Origin of the sequence: Paraliomyxa miuraensis (assembly GCF_026337845.1) — a bacterium.
Taxonomy (GTDB): Bacteria; Myxococcota_A; Polyangia; order Nannocystales; family Nannocystaceae; genus Paraliomyxa; species Paraliomyxa miuraensis.
Map to the genome: position 1 here is coordinate 101,715 of NZ_JAOVZF010000156.1, position 15,371 is coordinate 117,085.

Annotated in this window: 14 protein-coding genes; 7 read left to right on the top strand and 7 right to left on the bottom strand. The window is 68.9% G+C overall.

What is annotated here, in order from left to right:
- Positions 1 to 28: 28 nt before the first annotated feature.
- The 4 genes from OEB96_RS25875 to OEB96_RS25890 form a co-directional block, all read right to left on the bottom strand.
- Positions 29 to 1,501 (bottom strand): RimK family protein, encoded by a 1,473-nt coding sequence (locus tag OEB96_RS25875; RefSeq protein ID WP_266219410.1) that lies wholly within the window; start codon positions 1,499 to 1,501, stop codon positions 29 to 31.
- Positions 1,502 to 1,529: 28 nt separating this feature from the next.
- On the bottom strand, positions 1,530 to 2,204 hold the full coding sequence (locus OEB96_RS25880; RefSeq protein WP_266219411.1) for a cysteine peptidase family C39 domain-containing protein: 675 nt from the start codon (positions 2,202 to 2,204) through the stop codon (positions 1,530 to 1,532).
- Positions 2,205 to 2,233: 29 nt separating this feature from the next.
- The gene (locus tag OEB96_RS25885) at positions 2,234 to 3,763 is read right to left on the bottom strand and encodes a bifunctional GNAT family N-acetyltransferase/carbon-nitrogen hydrolase family protein (RefSeq protein ID WP_266219412.1); all 1,530 of its coding nucleotides are present in this window, start codon (positions 3,761 to 3,763) and stop codon (positions 2,234 to 2,236) included.
- Between the two features lie 143 nt (positions 3,764 to 3,906).
- Positions 3,907 to 4,755 (bottom strand): mechanosensitive ion channel family protein, encoded by an 849-nt coding sequence (locus OEB96_RS25890; RefSeq protein ID WP_266219413.1) that lies wholly within the window; start codon positions 4,753 to 4,755, stop codon positions 3,907 to 3,909.
- A 97-nt stretch (positions 4,756 to 4,852) separates the two neighbouring features.
- Here OEB96_RS25890 and OEB96_RS25895 point away from each other — a divergent pair, with 97 nt between their 5' ends.
- Positions 4,853 to 6,088 (top strand): AAA family ATPase, encoded by a 1,236-nt coding sequence (locus tag OEB96_RS25895; RefSeq protein WP_266219414.1) that lies wholly within the window; start codon positions 4,853 to 4,855, stop codon positions 6,086 to 6,088.
- Positions 6,085 to 6,687, top strand: a complete 603-nt coding sequence (locus OEB96_RS25900) for a DUF4276 family protein (RefSeq protein WP_266219415.1) — start codon at positions 6,085 to 6,087, stop codon at positions 6,685 to 6,687. The genes OEB96_RS25895 and OEB96_RS25900 overlap by 4 nt, the downstream gene beginning before the upstream one ends.
- 33 nt (positions 6,688 to 6,720) lie before the next feature.
- Here OEB96_RS25900 and OEB96_RS25905 read toward each other — a convergent pair whose 3' ends face one another.
- Positions 6,721 to 8,151 carry a hypothetical protein gene (locus tag OEB96_RS25905; protein WP_266219416.1) on the bottom strand — a complete coding sequence of 477 codons (1,431 nt, stop codon included), beginning with the start codon at positions 8,149 to 8,151 and terminating at the stop codon, positions 6,721 to 6,723.
- A gap of 145 nt (positions 8,152 to 8,296) precedes the next feature.
- Positions 8,297 to 9,109: a hypothetical protein gene (locus tag OEB96_RS25910; RefSeq protein ID WP_266219417.1), complete on the bottom strand. Its 813-nt coding sequence runs from the start codon at positions 9,107 to 9,109 to the stop codon at positions 8,297 to 8,299.
- Positions 9,110 to 9,369: 260 nt separating this feature from the next.
- Between OEB96_RS25910 and OEB96_RS25915 the strand changes: the two genes are divergently transcribed.
- The 4 genes from OEB96_RS25915 to OEB96_RS25930 all read left to right on the top strand — a co-directional run bounded on the left by OEB96_RS25915 (position 9,370) and on the right by OEB96_RS25930 (position 13,421).
- Positions 9,370 to 10,569 carry an acetyl-CoA C-acetyltransferase gene (locus tag OEB96_RS25915; RefSeq protein WP_266219418.1) on the top strand — a complete coding sequence of 400 codons (1,200 nt, stop codon included), beginning with the start codon at positions 9,370 to 9,372 and terminating at the stop codon, positions 10,567 to 10,569.
- A gap of 125 nt (positions 10,570 to 10,694) precedes the next feature.
- Entirely contained in the window at positions 10,695 to 11,378 is a 684-nt protein-coding gene (locus OEB96_RS25920; protein WP_266219419.1) for a hypothetical protein, read from the top strand.
- Complete coding sequence (locus tag OEB96_RS25925) at positions 11,365 to 12,108, top strand: GNAT family N-acetyltransferase (protein WP_266219420.1); 744 nt, start codon at positions 11,365 to 11,367, stop codon at positions 12,106 to 12,108. Before OEB96_RS25920 ends, OEB96_RS25925 begins: the two co-directional genes overlap by 14 nt.
- 59 nt (positions 12,109 to 12,167) lie before the next feature.
- Positions 12,168 to 13,421 (top strand): LeuA family protein, encoded by a 1,254-nt coding sequence (locus OEB96_RS25930; RefSeq protein ID WP_266219421.1) that lies wholly within the window; start codon positions 12,168 to 12,170, stop codon positions 13,419 to 13,421.
- 50 nt (positions 13,422 to 13,471) lie between these two features.
- Here OEB96_RS25930 and OEB96_RS25935 read toward each other — a convergent pair whose 3' ends face one another.
- The gene (locus OEB96_RS25935) at positions 13,472 to 14,254 is read right to left on the bottom strand and encodes an META domain-containing protein (protein WP_266219422.1); all 783 of its coding nucleotides are present in this window, start codon (positions 14,252 to 14,254) and stop codon (positions 13,472 to 13,474) included.
- A gap of 163 nt (positions 14,255 to 14,417) precedes the next feature.
- Between OEB96_RS25935 and OEB96_RS25940 the strand changes: the two genes are divergently transcribed.
- Entirely contained in the window at positions 14,418 to 15,305 is an 888-nt protein-coding gene (locus OEB96_RS25940) for an SDR family oxidoreductase (protein WP_266219423.1), read from the top strand.
- The last annotated feature ends 66 nt before the right edge of the window (positions 15,306 to 15,371 follow it).

Genomic DNA, 15,371 nt, shown 5'->3' on the forward strand with positions numbered 1-15,371 from the left:
GCTCGGGACCTCGGGCTCGGGGGCGAGCTCATCCGCCGGGCGAGCGCAGCCCGCGGCGCTCGTCGAGCCGTCGGCGGAAGTCCGCCATGATCGTCCGGTAGAGCGACTCGCCCAGCCGCTCGTCCTCGCAGCCGGCATCGATGCTGGGGTTGTCGTTGACCTCGATCACGTGGGCCTTGCCGTCGACTTCCTTGAGGTCGACCCCATAGAGCCCATCACCCATGAGGTTGGCCGCGCGCACCGCCACGTCGAGCACCGACGGGGGCACGTCCTCGAGCGGTACGCACACCGAGTTGCCCTCGACCAGCTGGCCTCCATCGCGCCGCACGATTTGCCAGTGGCGCCGCGCCATGAAGTACTTGCACGCATAGATCGGCTTGCGCGCCAGCACGCCGACGCGCCAGTCGAACGCGGTGGGCATGAACGCCTGCGCCACCACCAGGTCCGAGCGCTTGAGCAGCTTGGCCGTCTCCACCTTGAAGGCCTCGGCGTCGGCCGCCTTGACCACGCCCTGCGAGAAGCTGCTGTCGGGCTGCTTGAGCACGCACGGAAACCCCAGCGCCTCGGCCACCTGGGCCAGGTTGCCGCGGTGCGCGATGAGGGTCTTGGGGGCCGGGATCCCGTGCCGCCCCAGCACCTCGGCCAGGTACACCTTGTTGGTGCAGCGCAGGATCGACTCGGGGTCGTCGATCACCACCAGCCCGGCCGCCGCTGCCCGCTGGGCGAAGCGGAACGTGCGGTGGTTGACCGCGGTGGTCTCGCGGATGAACAGCGCATCGAACTCGCCGATGCGGGCGTAGTCCTCGCCCGCGATCATCTCCACCGCAAAGCCCTCGGCCTCGGCGGCCTTCTGGAACAGCCGCAGGGCCTTGTCGTTGCTGGGCGGCTCGGCCTCGCGTGGGTCGTGCAGGATCGCCAGGTCGTAGCGCCCGTGGTCGGGTCGGTGCGGCGTGTGCCGCCGCCGCAGGAACGTGCGCATGGCGTCGACCAGCAGCGCCCGCCGGTCGAGCGCGAGCTGCTCGGTGGCCAGCGGGGCGCACGACGACAGCGACCACTCGCCCGTGCGGTCGTTGCGACCAAAGGTGGCCCGCATCAGCGGCAGCGCCAGGCGCCCGAACAGCGCGGCCCCCAGGGGCGCGTGCAGCCCCGTGGTCTCGCGGCCGAAGAAGATCTCCAGCGTCACCGAGCCCGACGGCTCCTTGGCGAAGCTGCGCTGGATCTCGTCGTACAGCTCGTCGGACACGAAGCGCACGATCGTCGACGACTTGGCGGCCTGGATGGTGGCCAGGGTGGGGATCGGCCGGTGCCCGCGGGCGTGGGCCAGGAGCGACACGTAGTAGCCCACCTTCTGGTAGCGATAGGAGCGGCACAGGTTGAGCACCCGGCAGCGGCGCTGCTCGGCCCAGCTCGGGTCGCTGAGGTAGTCGCGCGCGGCCACCAGCTCGGTGCCCTCGAGCACGGGGCCGTGGGCAACGTCGTTGACGACGATCAGCGTGCGCATCGTTTCCATCCGGCCCGGCGCGCGAGGACTAGTCGGGTGGGTGGACCACCAGGAGGTTCGCGTCGTAGGTCAGCACCCCGAGCAAAATGGAGCAGGCCAGGCGATCGAATGCAAGCAGATGTCGCGGTCCGTCCTTGGAGGGCCATGGATCGGCCACCACCACCGTGCGGGCTTGGCGGTCGTCTCCGCACAGCACCACGAAGTGCCCCGCCGGCAGGCCCTGCACGTCGTCGGGCGTGTCCTGGTCGCCGAACTCGCGCGAGGCCCCGTAGAGGAAGGTGGACGACAGGCCGGTCAGCACCGGCCGACCCGCGGACAGGAACCGGTGGATGAGCGAGCCGTTCAGCACCTCGTACTCGATGCGGCCTCCCAGCGCGAGGTAGCGCAGGTACTGGCTGGTCGCGTGCACCAGCTTGCCGTCGTGGACCTTGTGCTTGGCCTGCGCCATCAGGCGCTCGACCATGTCGGGCCGCGGGTCGCGAAACCACGTGGGGTCGAACAGCTGCAGGTTGAAGGTGTAGATCGTCGCCGCATGCCCGCGCGCCAGCGCGTGGCAGCCCAGCTGCACCGCCAGGGTGCCCCCGGTCTCGAGCTGGGGGATCTCCTCGATGAGCTGGTGCACGTCGACGTGGTCGCCGTAGTAGGCGTAGACCGCCTGCAGGCACGTGGGCCCGCAGCTGCGGTCGTCGGGTTGTGGGCGCATGGGTACCGCCAGGGACGTGCGGAGTCGGCTCATTCCACGGTCACTCGCTCGATCGGGATCTTGGCGCGCACCTCGTAGAGGTCGGCGCGCCGGTCGTGGAGCAGGCGCACGCTGCCCGCGTCGCGGTGCTGGTCGAGCGCGCTGAGGTCGAGGTCGGCCGTGACCACCGTCTCCACGTTGGGGTCGGCCTCGGCCGCGACCCCGGCCTGCGGAAAGCCGAAGTCGCACGGGGTCAGGATCGCGCTGCGGGCGTAGTTCAGCAGGTAGCTGCTCATCGGCAGGTTGCCCGCGTTGCCGGCCAGCACCACGTAGATCGAGTTCTCCACCGCCCGCGCCTGGGCGCAGTGCCGCACCCGCCAGTAGGCCTGCTTTTCGTCGGTGGAGAACGGCACGAAGATGATCGTCGTGCCGGCCAGCGTCAGCATGCGCGACAGCTCGGGGAACTCGATGTCGTAGCACACCAGCGCCGAGATGCGGCCCATGACGGTGTCGAACACCCGCAGGGTCGTGCCGCTGCCAAAGCCCCACAGCTCGCGCTCCACCGGGGTCAGGTGCAGCTTGTCCTGCACGTACACGCCACCGGTGGGCGAGAACAGGTGGCAGCGGTTGTAGAGCTCCTTGCCCTCGCGCACGGGATGCGAGCCGCCCACCAGGTAGAGCTGGTGCTTGCGGGCCAGCTCGATCATCTGCTCGCGGTAGCGGTCGTACTCGCCGGCCAGGCGCTCCATCGCCGCCCGCGACTCGAGCCTGCGGCCCCACGAGGTGAAGGTCTGCACCGTGAACAGCTCGGGCAGCACCAGGAAGTGACAGTGATAGACGTCGGCGCTCTGCCCGAAGAACGACAGCGTGGCGTCGAACTGGGCGCGGGTCAGGCCCGGGCGCATCAGCCACTGCGCGGCCGCGACGCGGACCTTGCGGACCGGCCGGGCGATCGGGGCGGCCGCGATTCGGCGCTTGGCCGCGTCGAAGTAGGGATTGTCGTAGATCAGCTGGGTCGAGTAGTTGTGGCTGGTGTGGTCGAGCATGAAGTCCAGCCGCACCGACTCGACCCGGTAGCCCGCCCGCAGGTGCGCATTGAGGGCCGAGTCGCGCAGCTCGCTCGCGATCACCTTGTCCACGTACTGGCGCGCGGTCAGCCGCCCGGCGTGCTCGGCGTAGCCCGGGATCCGCCCGAACGCCAGCATGCGGCGCAGGTTGAAGCGGCGCAGCAGCTTCTTGCGCAGCTCGTAGAGCTTGGCGGCCAGCCCCTGCCCGCGGTGGTCGGGGTGCACCGCGATGTCGGCCCCGTAGAGCGTGTCGCCCTGGGGATCGTGGGTGCTGAACGTGCTCGAGCCGGTGAGCTCGCGATAGGTGTACTCGTGCGGCAGACCGTCGAGCTGCACGATCAGCGACATGGCGTAGCCGATGATCTCGCCGTCCTTCTCCAGCACGAATTGCCCCTCGGGGAACGCCGCGAGCTCGAGCTCGAAGTTGCGCTGGTCGAGCAGCGTCTCGGGGGGATAGTCGCGGTAGCACGCATGCTCGCAGCGGACGACCCCGGGGAGGTCCTCCTGACGCATGCGTCTGGCTCGTACAACGCCCTTGCCCATGGTGGAAAGTCTACCGTGAGAGCCATTGGCGCCCGAAACGGTGCCCGATCCCCGCAGGGTGCTCGAGCGGCGCTGCGCTACTCGCGCCACCGCCTCGGCCTATCGCCTTGGCCTCATGCGGCGGTGGTGCTGTCGGCCTCCTCGCGCCGCAGGTAGAGCACCTGCCGCCCGAACGGGATCTCGATGCCCTCGCGATCGAACGCCGCCTTGGTGCGCAGGCGAAGCTCTCGCTCGGTGGCCCACTGCGTGCCCGGCTTGACCTTGATCACCAGCCTCACCACGATCGACGAGGCATCGAGCCGCAGCACCCCTTGCGTCTCGGGCGGCTCGATCACCGTGTCGCCGTTCTCGCTGGCCCACTGCTGCCCGACCTCGGCCAGCACCTCCATGCCGCGCGGCACGTCTTGCTCGTAGGCCAGGCTCACCTCGACCACCGCGCGCATCCACTCGCGGTTGGTGTTGGCCACCATCTGGATCTGCCCGTTGGGCACGTACCACAGCCGACCGTCGAAGGCCCGGATCTTGGTCACCCGCAGGCCCACCTCCTCCACCGTGCCCGCGACCTGATCGATCTCCACCCAGTCGCCCGACTCGAGCACCTCGTCGAAGATCAGGAAGAACCCCGAGATCACGTCCTTGACCAGCGTCTGAGCGCCGAAGCCGATGGCCAGGCCCACCACCCCGGCGCCGGCGATCACGGCCGTGAGGTCGAAGCCCAGCTGCTCGAGCGCCAGCACGATGCCTGCGCCCAAGAGGGTGACCGACACCAGCGCCTGGACCAGCGGCTGCAGCGTGCGCGCGCGGGCCGAAGTGTTGCGAGAGAACGCCTTGCGCAGGGTGGGACGCGCCAGCCGGAGTGCCAGCCAGGTCACCAGCAGGGTCGCGAGCGCGGCCACCAGGCGCCAGAGCAGCGCCGCGGCATTGGTGCGTGCGAAGTCGTTGAGCTCTTGCAGGATCTCCATTGCGGGCGGGGGATAGCACTGGTGGCCGGAGGATGCACGTAGTGGTTCCCTGCGGCCCGGCGGACGGGCGACGGCACAACGGCTATACTGCGCACCAATGACCCGGGAACGCATCCCGCCGTCACCTGCCTTCCTGAGGCGCGTACGGCTCAAGAACTACAAGAGCATCGCGACGTGCAACGTCGCCTTGGGCCGGTTGGTCGCGCTCGTGGGGCGGAATGGTTCTGGAAAGAGCAACTTCCTGGACGCAATGCGTTTCGTCTCCGATGGGCTCAGCACGACCCTCGATCATGCCTTGCGGGAACGTGGAGGACTGGCAGCGGTTCGACGTCACAGCACTGGACACCCTCGCAACTTCTCGATTGGCCTCGATCTCGAGGTACGGGGTGGTGTTCGGGCGGCCTATGCCTTCGAGATCGCGAGTCGGAGCGGTGGTGGCTTCGTGGTCAAGCGCGAGGATCTCCAGGTGCGCTGGGCGGAGGGAGATGCCCACTACCGCGTCGAAGAGGGGCAAGTGACGCAGTCCACGAGTGGCTCCATGCCACAAGCCTCGTCTGATCGTCTCTACCTCGTCACGGTCTCCGGATTGCCGCTATTTCGCCCCATCTACGACGCACTGGCCTCCATGGGGTTCTACAACCTCAATCCGGAGGCGATGAAACGTCCACAGAGTCCCGACGCAGGAGAACTCCTCCACCGAGATGGATCGAACGTGAGCAGCGTGATCGACCGACTGAGCCGTGATGCTCCGGAGGACATGGACCGCGTGAGGCGCTACCTCGAGCGGATCGTACCAGGCGTCGAAGGCTTCCAGCGGATCTCGATCGGTCCCCAGGAAACGATCGAATTTCGTACTCGGGTGGAAGGCTCCGAGCATCCGTGGCGCTTCTACGCGATGAACATGTCCGATGGAACGTTGCGTGCTCTGGGGATCCTGGTGGCGGTGGCACAACTCTCGGACAAGCGAGATCGCGTGCGATTCGTCGGCATCGAGGAACCCGAGACGGCGCTGCACCCGGCGGCGGCGGGTGCCCTGGTGGCGGCACTTCGGGAAGCGTCGCACAGCACTCAAATTGCGGTCACGACCCACAGCCCCGAGCTACTCGACGACCTCGATCTCGATCGAGATACGATCGTGGTGGTGCAATCCCGAGAGGGCAAGACCGAGCTCGCGGGCATCGATGCGGCGAGCCGCGAGGCGGTGCAACAACACCTATATAGTCCAGGCGAGCTGCTGCGAATGGATCAGCTTCGGGCCGATGATGCCGACGTCGAACGACAGCGCCAAGTGGAGCTGTTTGCGGGATTGACCGATGCAGAGGCCAATCCGTGAGTACACTTGGAATCGCCCCGATCGTGGAGGGCCACGGCGAGCTGCAGGCCATTCGTACCTTGCTCACGCGCACCGTGCACGAGCTACTCCAAGGCCCGTGGCCCGTGGTGCTGCCGCCGATTCGCCAGCCTCGTTCCAAGCTGGTCGCCAAACCACGTGAGCTCGAGCGCGCGGTGGGGCTGGCGGCGCTCAAGTTGCAGCAGCATCGCGCGAGCTTCGACCATGGGCTCGTGCTCGTGTTGCTGGATGCGGACGACGATCCGCCGTGCGAGTTGGCCCCGAGGCTACTCGAACAGATGCGACGAGACGACGTGGATACCACCTGCGTACTGGCCAATCCGGAGTACGAGACATGGTTCGTCGCTGCCGCGCAGTCACTATCCGAGTACCTGAGCATCGACGATCAGCCACCGCTGGAGCCCGAGAAGCGCCGCCTCAAGAAGGGGTGGATCGAGCGGCGCTTCATTGGAAGCCCCTATAGCCCCCCGATCGATCAGCCTCGTCTCACGGCGGCGATGGACCTTTCACAGTGTCGCGGCGGAAGTCCGTCCTTCGACAAGCTTTGCCGCGAGCTCGAGCGACGACTACGAGGGACCTGACCTCTACTGCATGCCCGTGCCGCTCGGTGTCGATCAGGGCGTCAGCACGCCGACCCAGATGTCGCGTACGTCCACGCCCGTGTCGACCGCTCCGGACACGACGATCGCGTCGTCGGGGCCGATCGCCACGCGGCGGCCGTAGTCGGGGCCGACGCTGCCGCCGGGGATGACCTGGCTCCACCACACGTCGCCGTTGGCGGCGTACTTGCGCACCAGCACCCCGCGAATGCCGGCCACGATCTCCCCGCCCACGACCACCAGGTTGTCGTCGGAGTCGGCCGCGATCCCGAAGCAGTGCGCGCCCTCACCCCCTGCGCCCAGGTACTGGTCGGTCCACGTGGTCATCCCCAGGCTGTCGTAGCGGCGCACGAAGGCATGCCAGGGATAGTCGACCGCCGACTCGTAGCCGCACACCACCACGTCGTCGTCGCCGATGACCGCCACCCCGACGAAGTAGTCGTCGAGGCTCTCGGCCCCGTTGTACGAGCGCGTCCACAGCACGTTGCCGTCGGTGTCGTACTTGGCCAGCCACGCGTTGCGCCCCTCCGTCGCGGGCCCGGTCTCGTAGCCCGCGACGTAGACGTGCCCGGCGGGCGAGGTCGCCACGTCCTGGATGATGTCGTTGCCCGCATGGGCTCCCGTATACGTCCGCGTCCACAGCACGCCGCCGTCGGGAGAGTACTTGCGCAGCAGCACGTCGGCCGCCTCGCCCGTCACGCCGTGGTAGCCACCGACCACCAGGTTGCCCGCGGCATCGAAGCTCGCCGACTGGAACACGTCGGTGGCGTTCGCGGGCCCGTTGTAGGTCTGGGTCCAGACCTCGGTGCCCTGCAGGTTGTAGTTGCGCAGCCAGGCATCGAGCCCGGTGGTCATCGTGCTCTCGTAGCCCGCCGCGTAGAGGTTGCCCGCGTCGTCGAGCAACAGCCCCCGGATCTCGTCGTTGTTCCCGCCCGCGCCCGCGTAGGCCTTGGTCCACAGCGCCTCGCCATCGGCCGCGTAGCGCCGCACCCACGCGTCCCTGGCTTCTCCCGCGTCGCTGACGTAGCCCGCCACGTACACGGTGCCGTCGCTCGCCGCCGCCACGGCCATGCCATCGTCGATGAAGCCGTACCCGCTGCCGAACGCGTCGTCCCACAGCAGCGTGCCCGACGTGCGGCAGTCCACGTTGCAGCCGTCGGCGTTGATCTGGTTGCCGTCGTCGCACTGCTCGCCCGAGTCCTGGTTGCCGTCGCCGCAGTCCTGGGGCGGCGGACCGCTGCTGTCGTCGGGATCGGTCGACGCGGTGGACGCGGTGGCGCTGGTCGTCGCGCTGGGATCGGTGGAGGCCGAGTCGGCCGTACCCGAGCCAACGACCGTGTCGCCCTTGGGGTCGCCCTGCTCCGTGGCGCCCGGCTGCCCGTCGCCGATCGCACACCCACTGCTCAGCGCGAGCGCGCACGCCCACGCGATCCCCGAGACCCGCACGGCCTCATCGTACCAATCCTACGCGCCCCGTCTACGAGCCCCCGAGGTACGGTCACCGTTTTCCGCGTGCCGCGGGTCGATCGAGCGTGGCGTCGCCCACATCTGCGGCACGGCACGAGCGTGGCCGTCGATTGCAACGCCCCGGTCACCAGGGCGGCGCGCGGTCCCAGTCCTCGGCCTTCCCGCGGGGCCTCCACCCGCCCCGCGGGCGCTTCTCGAACAGCCCGAAGCGCACGTCGAAGCGCACCTCGGCCAGCAGCTGCGGCAGGAGCATCTGTGCAGTGAACCCCCAGCGGCGCGTGCCGGCTCGCAGATGCAGACCACCGCCGAACATCCAGCGGATCACCGACGGGTTGGTCGTGTCGGGCTCGGGATCCTGGCCAGGGTCGTTGACGCGAGCGCGGACCACCCCGACGTCGAACCCACCCGTCAGCCACGACTGGCCGAAGCTCGCGGTGCCCAGGATCCACTGGGCGCTGCGCTGGTACGACGAGGTCACCGGATCCAGGTCGTCGACCGGCGGAGGGTAGAGCGACCAGAAGTGTCGAGCTCCCACCTCGAACAGTCGATTGCGAAAGAACGCCACCGCGATCACGGGCGAGAACTTCGGCGCCTTCTGCCCGGGCAGCCAGTGCGTGGTGGCGCCGAGCGTGAGGTGATCGAGCACGCCCAGCGACAGCTCGAGCCGATAGCGATGCGGGTAGCCACCCGCGGCCGCGACCTGCAGCACGCCGTGATCGACGAAGTGTGCTCCGAAGCGAACGGGTCGCTGGAGATATCGCGACGCACGACCATCGTCGGCGCCCGGGGTCGGCGTGGCGACCTCGACCACAGGCTCGGGCTGCGAAGCCGCAGGCTCGGGCTGCGAAGCCGCAGGCTCGGGCTGCGAAGCCGCAGGCTCACCGTGTGTCGATGCAGCCGCCTCGGGCGCCAGCATCAGCACGCTCGCTGCGATCATCGTCGCCACGCCCCATCGTCGCGTCACCATGCGACGCGGCCACGCGACTGGCCGTACGCTGGGGGTTCTGCCTTCGAGCACGCACCTGGCATTCAACCCCAAAACGCGACCCTTGCTCAAACCGTGAGGAAAATCCACGACTTCGGTCGCAAAGGTCCGGGGCCACGACGGCATCGAGGCATCGGCTGCACTACAGTTTCGCTGCGCGCCGCGAGCCCTTTCGATGCTCGCAGGTCGACGCCCAGGTTGGAGGAATTTCGATGCCCGCCAAAGCTCTCCCGCGAGACATCTTCATCGTTGCCGCCAAGCGCACGCCATTTGGCACCTTCGGCGGCAAGCTCACCAAGCTCAGCGCGATCGACCTCGGGGTCGTCGCAGCCAAGGCGGCCCTCGAGGCCGGCAAGGTGGATCCCTCGATCATCGACCACGTGGTGTTCGGCAACGTGGCCCAGACCTCGGCCGACGCGCTCTACATGGCGCGTCACGTGGGGCTGAAGGCGGGCGTACCGGTCCCGGTGCCGGCGCTCACCGTCAATCGCCTGTGCGGCTCGGGCTTCCAGGCCGTGGTCAGCGGCGCGCAGGAGATCCTGCTGCACGACGCCGAGATCGCGCTGGTGGGCGGCACCGAGAACATGAGCCAGGCACCGCATGCCGCCCGCGACATCCGCTTCGGCACCAAGCTCGGCAAGAGCCCCGAGCTCGAGGACACGCTGTGGTCCTCGCTCTACGATCCCCATGCGGGCTGTGCCATGGCCAACACGGCCGAGAACCTGGCCGAGCAGTTCGAGATCTCTCGCGAGGCCAGCGACGAGTACGGCCTGCGCAGCCAGAAGGCATGGGCGGCCGCGCACGAGGGGGGCCGCTTCAAGGAGGAGCTCGCGCCCGTGGAGATCAAGGGTCGCAAGGGACCCGAGACGTTCGACACCGACGAGCACCCGCGTCCCGATGCCTCGCTCGACAAGATGGCCAAGCTGCCCCCCGTGTTCAAGAAGGACGGCCGCGTCACCGCCGGCAACGCCTCGGGCATCTGCGACGGCGGGGCGGCGCTCGTCATCGCCAGCGGCGAGGCGGTGAAGAAGCACGGCCTGATTCCGCTGGCGCGGCTGGTGCAGTGGCACGTGGCCGGCGTCGAGCCCAAGATCATGGGCATCGGCCCGGTGCCCGCCATTCGCGGCGCGCTCGAGCGCGCGGGGCTGTCGCTGCAAGACATGGATCTGGTGGAGATCAACGAGGCATTCGCGCCGCAGTACCTGGCCTGCGAAAAGGAGCTGGGGCTCGATCGCGACAAGACCAACGTCGACGGTGGCGCCATCGCCCTCGGCCACCCGCTGGCCGCCTCCGGCGCTCGCATCACCGCGCACCTCGTGCACGAGCTGCGCCGCCGCAAGGCCAAGTACGGCGTGGGCTCGGCCTGCATCGGTGGCGGCCAGGGCATCGCGTTGGTGCTCGAGAGCGTGTAGATCCGAGCGTGCGGCATCGCGCGGTGGCGCGATGCCGCACGAACCATCACGACTCGGTCGCTTTTTTTGCTTTCAGGCTGAACGAAATCGGCTTCGATCGGGACTCCCCACCGGGAGTGCCATTCATGTTCAGTGGAGCCACCGGTACCTTCACCCCGGACCTCATCGTGGAGGTCACGACCGTCTGCGATCGAGCGTGTCCGGGCTGCTACTCCCCCACGCTGCGCACCCGCGAGGATCCAGCCGTGGTCCTCGCCCAGAACCCCGAGCTGTTCCTCTCGCCGCAGACGCTCGAGGACGCGCTGCAAGGCCTGGGCGAGCCCGTCAACGGACTCTCCCTGCGCGGTGGCGAGCCCTCGCGTCACCCCTTGCTGTCGGCGCTGGTGGAGGTCTCGCGACGCTGGACCTACACCGTGTGGGTGGAGACCCACGCTCGCTTCCTGCTCCACGACAACCAGTACGCCGCCGGTTGGCTCGAGACGCTGCACCGCACCGAATCGATCGTGAAGATCTCCTACGACCGCATGCACCGGCTCAAGGCCGAGCAGCTTCGGGTGGTGATCGACGCCCTCGAGCAGAGCCGGGTGCGGTGGATGATCGCCATCACCGAGCCCGACCACGAGAGCTTCGCGCGAACCCGGGCCGAGTGCGCGTGGATCGACGACGAGCACGTCATATTCCAGCACAAGGTCACCGACCACCGCTTGCTCGTGCAGCCCCGGCTCGGCACGATCGACGTCGCCGGGCGCCGCCGGGTTCGCCCCACCCACCGCAAGTCGCTGGAGCTGGTGAGCGATGCTGCTGCATGAGCCCGTCGACGATCGCGAACGGGCTCACGGCCCAGACCTCGAGCGAGGGCACGGGCTGGACAACCCCGTGTTCACCACCCTCGCCACCTCGCACCGCGCCGTGGCCCGCGTGCACGGCTCGGCCCGGCGCTTCCCCGACGACATCGCGCCCTTCGTGGCCGTCGAGCACTCGTTGGTGCCGCTCCCCGACGTGGTGCCGCTGTGCGACGTGGGAGAGCGGGTGTTCTTCGTGGGGCCCGCCCCTCGCTTCGACGACGACTGGGAGCTGTGCAGCCGCCACGTGGTCCACCAGTTCCGGTCCCACCTCGACCTGGCCGCCCTCGCCGCGACCGACCCCGATCCATTGGTGCTGGAGCTGGGCGAGGACGATCGGCCCGACATGCTCGCGCTGGCCGAGGAGGTCTACCCCTTCTTCTTTCGCGAGCGCACCGCCACCCTGGGCATCTACTTCGGCGTGCGCCACCAGGGCCGGCTGGTCGCCATGGGAGGCGAGCGCATGCGGGTACCGGGCCACCAGGAGGTGAGCACCGTCTGCACGCTTCCCGAGTTCGCCCGGGCCGGGTACGCCAGCCGCATCGGATTCCGCTTGCTTCGGCACGCCGCGCTCCGCGGCGATCGGGTGTTCTTCCACTGCGTCGAGGGCAACGACCCGGTCTTCTCCCTCCTGCGCAAGCTCGGGGGAGCCCCTTGGGTGGAGATGCCCATGGTGGGGGTTCGGCGCCTGCGCTGAGGTCGTCGCTCGCTCGCGGCACTGCGTTCGCGCTACCATGACGCCGCAAGAGGAGCGCCATGGAGGCCAAGCCCGACGAGCTCATCTACGACTGGAACGCCCGCAACCGTCGCGGCCCCCTGAGCCCGCTGCGCGACCGCAAGCTCAGCTTCTTCGACGAGACCCTGCGCGACGGGATCCAGTCGCCCTCGGTGCGCGATCCGGACATCGAGCAGAAGCAGGCGATCCTGCGGCTGACGGCCAGCCTGGGCATCGATGCGGTCGACCTGGGCCTGCCCGGTGCGGGACCGCGCGCGGTGGCCGACGTCACCGCGCTCATCGAGTTCGCCGAGCAGGAGAAGCTGGGCATCGAGTATGCCTGCGCCGCGCGGACGCACCCGGCCGACATCAACGCGGTGGCCGACATCGCGGACGCGACCGGCAAGAGCATCACGGTGTATGCGTTCCTGGGCAGCAGCCCGATCCGCTTGTACGCGGAGAATTGGGACGTCGACCTGTTGGTGGAGCGCACCGTGATGGCCGCCGACCTCTGCCGCGAGCGTGGGCTGCCGATGACGTTCGTCACCGAGGACACCACTCGGACCCCGCCCCGGATCCTCGATCGCCTGTTTCGGGTGGCGGTCGACCACGGGGTGCAGCGGCTTTGCCTGTGTGACACCGTGGGCCATGCCGTGCCCGATGGCGTCTCGGATCTGATCTCGTTCACGCGCATGCTGCTCGAGTCGATCGGCGCGACCCACGTCGGGATCGACTGGCACGGGCACAACGACCGGGGGCTGGGCGTGCCCAACAACCTACGGGCGATCCGGGCGGGTGCCGATCGCATCCACGGTACTGCGCTGGGCATCGGCGAGCGGGTGGGCAACGCGGCGCTCGACCAGACGCTGATGAACCTCAAGCTGCTCGGCGAGCTCGATGCCGATCACGACCTGCGCAACCTGGTCCCGTGGTGTCAGCTGGTGGCCGATGCGGTGGGGGTGACGATTCCGCCGCAGTACCCGCTGGTGGGTGAGGACGCGTTCCGTACCGCAACGGGCGTGCACGCGGCGGCGGTGATCAAGGCGATCCACAAGGGCGACGACGAGCTGGCCGATCGCGTGTACTCGGGCGTGCCCGCGGGGTGGTTTGGCAAGCACCAGGCCATCGAGGTCGGGTTCATGTCGGGGGAGAGCAACGTGGTGTTCTGGCTGGAGCAGCGGGGGATCGCGCCGGAGAAGGGGCTGGTGGAGCACATCTTCGGGCTGGCCAAGAACACGGATCACATCCTGAGCGACGCGGAGATCCACGCGGCGATCGAGGGATATCGAGCGTAATCCGCTCGACCACGAGGTGTGTGCGGCGCAGCGCCTACGGGACGTGCCGCTCAGCCGCCGCTCGCCACGAGGTCCAGCCCCCCGTTGGCCCCCCGAAGCGACAGCCGATCCGCCGTGATCTCCCACGTCACCGGCTGCGGTCCATGCACCACCGCGAGCACCGCCGCATCGAGCTCGCCGGTCAGGCCGTCGCAGCCGCGCTCGGTCACCGCCACGTCGGAGAACGTCATCTCCGTACCAGAGAGCCGATACGCACCGATGCCCATGTTGCAGCCGGTGTCGACCGCCACCATTCCGTCGTCGGCGAACGCGAGCACGGCAGGGTCGGGCCACTCGGCGTGCGAGGCCGTGTCGCCCTGGATGATCGTGTCGACGATCCACACGTTGCCGGTCAGCTCCACGTCGGGGTTGGCGACCTCCTGGTCGAGATACTCGATGCGCGTGCCGTCGCCCTCGAGCACCAGCTCGTCGCCGCTCACGGTGATCGCGGGACTCGACTCGAGGAATCCGAAGTACCAGGCCTCCTGGGCGTCGATCTCGGCGTCGCAGAAGACGAGGGAGGTGCCGTCGCTGCTCAGCTCGAAGATCCCGTCGTCGATCGCATACTCGGCCTCCATCGAGTTGCAGCCGGCGGAGGCGCTCACCCGAGGATCCTCGCGAAACAGCAGCCGTAGCTCGGTGCCCTCCACCACCATCCGCTCGACTCCTCCCTCGGTCACGCGCTGGGCCAGGAACGTGCGGTTCTCGAGGCTCGGGTCGTCGAGCTCGGGGCCGCATGCCGTCGCGTGCATCGACACGAGCACGCACGCGAGCGAAACGACTGGGTGCCTCATGCTTCGAGCGTGACATCTCGCGGGCCGCGTTGCACCCGGCGTCGGCAATCCCCGCAGGGCGAGCGGTATCCCCGGCACCGACGGCGCGGCCGGTCCTCGCCCATGTGAGCCGGGGCCGCGCGCGGGCGCTTGCCGGGCGAGCCACGGCGCGGAGAACCGGAGCATGAAGCAACAACGGACGCAGCGACCCGAGCCCCCGTTTCCGCCCCAGCCGCTCGAGCCTCCGGGCCGCGAGTCGCAGATGGATCCGAAGCCCCAGTGGCGGGCGCCCCACTACCACGCGGCCGGAAAGCTCGAGGGCCGCCGCTGCCTGGTGACGGGCGGAGACTCGGGGATCGGCCGCGCCGTGGCGTGGCTGTTCGCCCGCGAGGGCGCCGACGTGGTGATCACCCACCTCCCCGAGGAAGCCGAAGATGCCCAGGTGGTGGTGGAGGCCATCGAAGGCGAGGGCCGCCGGGCCTTTGCCATCGAGGTCGACCTCGGTGACTCGGACGCGGCGGTCGCCGCGGTCGATCATGCGGCGGAGCTGCTCGGCGGGCTCGACGTGGTGGTCAACAACGCCGCATACCAGCGGCACCTGGGCTCGATCGAGGAGCTCGAGCTGTCGCAGTGGCGGCACACGTTCGAGACCAACATCGATGCCTACTTCGTGGTCGCGAAGGCAGCGCTCGACCACCTGCCCAGGGGGGGCGTCATCATCAACACCGGCTCGATCACCGGCCTCGAGGGCGCCGGGGGCCTGCTCGACTACTCCAGCACCAAGGGGGCAATCCACGCGTTCACCAAGTCGCTGGCGCAGCAGCTCGTCTCGCGGGGGATCCGGGTCAACTGCGTGGCACCGGGTCCGGTGTGGACGCCACTGAACCCCGCCGAGCGCCCCCATGGCGGCGAGCACGGGTACGAGACCTTCGGGCAGAGCGTGCCCTACGAGCGCCCCGCCCAGCCCGAGGAGATCGCCCCTGCCTACGTGTTCTTCGCGAGCGAGGCCGACTCCGGCTACATCACGGGCGAGGTCCTCACGCTGCTTGGCGGCCAGACCCGCGCATCGTGAGCGCGAACGAGCCGGCTGGGCTGCTGAGGCCCCACGGCATGGGCTGAATTTCGCGCCCCGCCCATG

Excerpts from the sequence above, each read along its gene's own strand:
- OEB96_RS25875 (WP_266219410.1), bottom strand. The coding sequence starts at position 1,501 with ATGCGCACGCTGATCGTCGTCAACGACGTTGCCCACGGCCCCGTGCTC.
- OEB96_RS25880 (WP_266219411.1), bottom strand. The coding sequence starts at position 2,204 with ATGCGCCCACAACCCGACGACCGCAGCTGCGGGCCCACGTGCCTGCAG.
- OEB96_RS25885 (WP_266219412.1), bottom strand. The coding sequence starts at position 3,763 with ATGCGTCAGGAGGACCTCCCCGGGGTCGTCCGCTGCGAGCATGCGTGC.
- OEB96_RS25890 (WP_266219413.1), bottom strand. The coding sequence starts at position 4,755 with ATGGAGATCCTGCAAGAGCTCAACGACTTCGCACGCACCAATGCCGCG.
- OEB96_RS25895 (WP_266219414.1), top strand. The coding sequence starts at position 4,853 with ATGACCCGGGAACGCATCCCGCCGTCACCTGCCTTCCTGAGGCGCGTA.
- OEB96_RS25910 (WP_266219417.1), bottom strand. The coding sequence starts at position 9,109 with ATGATCGCAGCGAGCGTGCTGATGCTGGCGCCCGAGGCGGCTGCATCG.
- OEB96_RS25915 (WP_266219418.1), top strand. The coding sequence starts at position 9,370 with ATGCCCGCCAAAGCTCTCCCGCGAGACATCTTCATCGTTGCCGCCAAG.
- OEB96_RS25920 (WP_266219419.1), top strand. The coding sequence starts at position 10,695 with ATGTTCAGTGGAGCCACCGGTACCTTCACCCCGGACCTCATCGTGGAG.
- OEB96_RS25925 (WP_266219420.1), top strand. The coding sequence starts at position 11,365 with ATGCTGCTGCATGAGCCCGTCGACGATCGCGAACGGGCTCACGGCCCA.
- OEB96_RS25930 (WP_266219421.1), top strand. The coding sequence starts at position 12,168 with ATGGAGGCCAAGCCCGACGAGCTCATCTACGACTGGAACGCCCGCAAC.
- OEB96_RS25935 (WP_266219422.1), bottom strand. The coding sequence starts at position 14,254 with ATGAGGCACCCAGTCGTTTCGCTCGCGTGCGTGCTCGTGTCGATGCAC.
- OEB96_RS25940 (WP_266219423.1), top strand. The coding sequence starts at position 14,418 with ATGAAGCAACAACGGACGCAGCGACCCGAGCCCCCGTTTCCGCCCCAG.